General features: G+C 64.1%; 3 protein-coding genes and 1 pseudogene. 1 reads left to right on the forward strand and 3 read right to left on the reverse strand.

All coding sequences use genetic code 11. The features are described from left to right. Positions 1 to 208 precede the first annotated feature (208 nt). Together VFA16_RS12110 and VFA16_RS12115 are read right to left on the reverse strand one after the other, a co-directional pair. Complete coding sequence (locus VFA16_RS12110; RefSeq protein ID WP_414687705.1) at positions 209 to 1,675, reverse strand: APC family permease; 1,467 nt, start codon at positions 1,673 to 1,675, stop codon at positions 209 to 211. 98 nt (positions 1,676 to 1,773) lie between these two features. Beyond that, a pseudogene (locus tag VFA16_RS12115) lies at positions 1,774 to 1,984 on the reverse strand (alpha-(1-2)-phosphatidylinositol mannosyltransferase); the annotation flags it as partial. 82 nt (positions 1,985 to 2,066) lie between these two features. On the opposite strand from VFA16_RS12115, the gene VFA16_RS12120 reads away from it, so the two are divergent. Beyond that, positions 2,067 to 2,867 (forward strand): MOSC domain-containing protein, encoded by an 801-nt coding sequence (locus VFA16_RS12120; RefSeq protein WP_324968047.1) that lies wholly within the window; start codon positions 2,067 to 2,069, stop codon positions 2,865 to 2,867. Between the two features lie 70 nt (positions 2,868 to 2,937). On the opposite strand, the gene VFA16_RS12125 is transcribed toward VFA16_RS12120, so the two are convergent. Further along, positions 2,938 to 3,480 (reverse strand): peptidoglycan endopeptidase, encoded by a 543-nt coding sequence (locus tag VFA16_RS12125; protein ID WP_324968046.1) that lies wholly within the window; start codon positions 3,478 to 3,480, stop codon positions 2,938 to 2,940. Between the last annotated feature and the right edge of the window lie 405 nt (positions 3,481 to 3,885).

Here is a 3,885-nt window from a genome sequence, read left to right on the forward strand (position 1 = left end):
CCTCTGGCGTATCGGGGGAAGTGGTTACCGTCGCGCCCTGGTGTCCCAGTTCCACGATGGGCGACCGCTCCGCCAGCTGGCGTTCGAGCTCGGCGATGCGTTTCTCGGGATCGTCCTGGTCGTCCATCAGCAAATGCTCCCACCGGTACGCCGCTGCCGCAGGAAATCACCGAAGCCCGCAGCGACGCAAAGGATCAGCGAGGCACCATCACACGGCGTCGTCGATATTTCGGCTCTTGGGCGCCGTCGCGTCCTCAACCGGCATGACCGCGTCGATGCTGCCGTCGCCGACCTCGTTGAGGGCACTATGCCTGCGGCCCCAACCCAGATAGAAGATCAAGGCGACCGTTACCCACACCGTGAAGCCGACCCACGTGTACCAATGCAGGCTGGACAGAATGTAGACGCATGCCGCCACTGAAAGGATCGGTGTGATCGGGTAGCCGGGAACCTTGAAACCGCGGGGCAACTCGGGTTCTCGGACTCGCAGCACGATCACACCCACCGACACCACGATGAACGCAATCAGCGTGCCGATGGAGACGATTTCAGCCAGGTTCTCCAGTGGCACGAGACCGGCCAACAGCGCCAGAACCACCGAGACGATGACGGTGTTGCTGACGGGTGTCATCATGCGCGGGCTGACCTTGGCGAACGTCGTCGGCAGTAGCCCGTCGCGGCCCACCGCGAACAAGATCCGGGTCTGGCCGTACATCGTCACTAAAGTGACGGAGAAAATGGATATCACCGCGCCGGCAGCTAAAATGGTGCTGCCGAAGACGTTTCCGGTGATGTGCTCCAAGATCGCGGCGAGGTCGGCCTCTTGGCCTTTGAAATCTTGCCACGGCTGGCTGCCCATCGCGGCCATCGCCACGAGGATGTAGAAAGCGGTCACGATGAGCATCGCCGCGATGATCGCCCGCGGCATCGTGTGTTGCGGGTCCTTGACCTCATCACCGGCGGTCGACACCGCGTCGAGTCCGATGTAGGTGAAAAAGATTGTGCCTGCCGCCAAGCTGATGCCCGAGACACCGAACGGCGCGAAGTCGGCGAAACGCTCCGACCTGAACGCGGTGAACGCGATAGCGGCGAACATCAGCAGCACGGCGAGCTTTATCACCACCATCACGGCGTTGACCTTCGCCGATTCGCTGACACCGCGGATCAACAGGACCGCGCACATCGCGATCAACACGATGGCCGGCAGGTTGACCACGCCAGGCCTGGTATCCCACGGCGCAGCTGAAATGATCTGCGGCAGTTCGAATGCGAAGACGTTGTCGAACAACTTGTTGAGGTACTGACTCCACCCAACGGCAACCGCGGCGGTTGACACACCGTATTCCAGCAGCAGGCATGCCGCGACGCCCACTGCCGCGAGTTCGCCGAGGATGGCGTAGGAATACGAGTAGGCCGACCCGGAAACCGGTACCGCCGACGCCAGCTCGGCATAGCAGATAGCAGTGAGTCCGGCCGCGATGCCGGCGAGCACAAACGAGACGACCACTGCCGGACCGGCTTGCGGTACCGACACCGACAGGACGACGAAGATGCCGGTGCCGACCGTCGAGCCGACACCGAACATGGTGAGCTGAAACGTTCCCAGGCTGCGTCGCAGATGATCTGAGGCGCCGTGGGCGACGGGTGCGTCGCTCACCGGCCGGCGCCGCAGCATCTGCTGTGCCAAGCTGTGCGCCGGCATGGTGCCTCCTACGCGGGATGGTCCGAGTATGACTGCGTGCCACCCGGCACGCCGCCATTTCGCCCTCCCGCCCGGGCAACCACAGCGCAGACCGCATCGGCAAGGGCCGCCGGGTCGTTGTCGGCGGCCGCGCCGCTGTCTGCGGTGATGATCTCGACGAGCGCCGAGGTGCGCGACACCACCGCCGGTGTGCCGGTCGGCGATGAAACCGGTGAAGTCGACCGGCAGTCCGGCGGCTTGCCGTTGCAACCGGGGCCGCAGCGGGCCCTCGCCGACGACAACCCAGGCGGGCAGGTCGGTTCCAGAACAGCGCATACTTGGAGCCGTGACGACGCCCGAGCGCTCTTTACCGGGCCATGCGCACATGCGCGTGGAGAGTCTGTTGCGTTACCCGGTGAAGTCGATGCTCGGCGAAATCGTGACCGAGATGTTCGTCGACGAGCGTGGCGCCGAAGGAGACCGTCGGCTAGCGGTGGTCGACGCGGTCACCGGCCGGGTGGCGAGCGCCAAGCAGCCCCGCTTGTGGCGGCAGCTTCTGCAGTTCACCGCCAGCAAAGACGACGGGCGGGTTCGCATTCAGCTGCCCGACCGCACGTGCGTGGCCGCCGACGACCCCGGGATCGACGACCTGCTGTCCCGGTTACTGGGCAGGCCAGTCCGCCTGGTCAGCAAGCGCTCGCCGGGAGCCACACTGGAACGGCCCGACCCGGAGAAGGTGCTCGAGTTAGGCGTCGACGCCGACGTCGAAGCCCGCATCGTCGAAATCGCCGGCGCGACGCCGGGCGATTCGTTCACCGACCTTGCCCCCCTGCACGCCATCACCACCGCCACGCTGGAGCGGGTCGGGGCGGAGGCGTTGCGCTATCGGCCGAACCTGGTGATCGCGACACCACTCGGGTACCCGCCGTACGCGGAAAACGACTGGCCGGGAAAGGAACTGGCTGTCGGTGAGACGCGGTTGCGGGTTCTCAAGCCGACATCACGGTGTGCGGTGCCCACGCTGGGGCACGGTCCGCTTCCGCCGGCTCCGCAAGCGCTCCGCACCTTGGTCGCGGAAAACCGGGTGGCTTCAGCGGGATCGGCGCCGTTGCCCTGCGCCGGGGCGTACCTGAAGGTGCTGGACGCAGGCATCATTCGCACCGGCGACCCGGTCACCCTGCAGTAGCGACTGCCGGTGTGATCAGCTGGGCATGGTCGCGACGATGTTCTGCCGCTCTTGGACAGCTGCTGTGGCTCTAGATACCCACATCGGGGCCGTCGCCGGGAGCCGGTGAATCTGCCTCTGGCGCAGGCGGTTCCGGAACCGCAGCATCGGCCGGTGCTGGATCAGCTGCTGGCGCTTCGGGTTCCACAGCGCCGACTAGAACGGGCGCTTCCTCAGGCGCGGGATTGTCCTCTATCGCCTCAGGGTCCACCGGCAGGAACATGTGGTGGGTGAACTGCGGTTGATAGGCGCCCGCACCACCGATTTTCACGCCGCCGCCTTCACCGCTGGATACCGAGGTACCGTCCGGCAGCGTCACCGCCGTGTGGCCGCTGTTCCAGCCGATCACCAAAGCGCCAGGGGCAGTCCCGTACTGGAAACCCCGGGCCAGCAAGGCGGACTCCTCGTTTCCCGTATTGAACCGGTTTCCGAAGACCGGCCTGTCGGTGGCCGCATTCGACACCCAGGAAGCCAGACCGGAGCAGTCGGTACCGGCAGGCGAGTCTCCGCCCGTCACATACGGGGTACCCGACACCTGCTGAATAAGGGACATCACCGTAGCTAAAACAAACATGCGCCGGGACACTAACAACACCATTGCGTGACCACCAAAATATGTGGTGGCCATCACGATTCATGTCAATTAGTGGCTCCAGTTACAGAACGAAGAATCTCCGCTTTGTTGCACTGAATTCAGAACCGCTGTGTAAAGCAGCGATGTGGCTTGCCATTTCACGGGCGATCGCTGCGACGTGCATTAATCCCTGGAACAAAAGTAGGGAATTTGGAGACGGAAGTGCTTGTATTCCAGTAGCTTTCGGTTAATCCGTGGCGACTCGCTTGATGACGCGGGCGGTAGCCCTTTCGATTAGGTGCTGACGTTCGACCGGATTGCGTTGGCGTTGAGCCCGTTGCAGTACCGGGCGAATCGTGATGCCCTGCTCGTAAGCCATCACCACCCGCGGATCCACATAGGAAC

This window comes from Mycobacterium sp., assembly GCF_035653355.1.
Lineage (GTDB): Bacteria > Actinomycetota > Actinomycetes > Mycobacteriales > Mycobacteriaceae > Mycobacterium.

What these genes read in the sequence shown, in the direction of transcription:
- VFA16_RS12110 (WP_414687705.1), bottom strand. Translation starts at nt 1,675, where the DNA reads ATGCTGCGGCGCCGGCCGGTGAGCGACGCACCCGTCGCCCACGGCGCC.
- VFA16_RS12120 (WP_324968047.1), top strand. Translation starts at nt 2,067, where the DNA reads ATGCGCGTGGAGAGTCTGTTGCGTTACCCGGTGAAGTCGATGCTCGGC.
- VFA16_RS12125 (WP_324968046.1), bottom strand. Translation starts at nt 3,480, where the DNA reads ATGTTTGTTTTAGCTACGGTGATGTCCCTTATTCAGCAGGTGTCGGGT.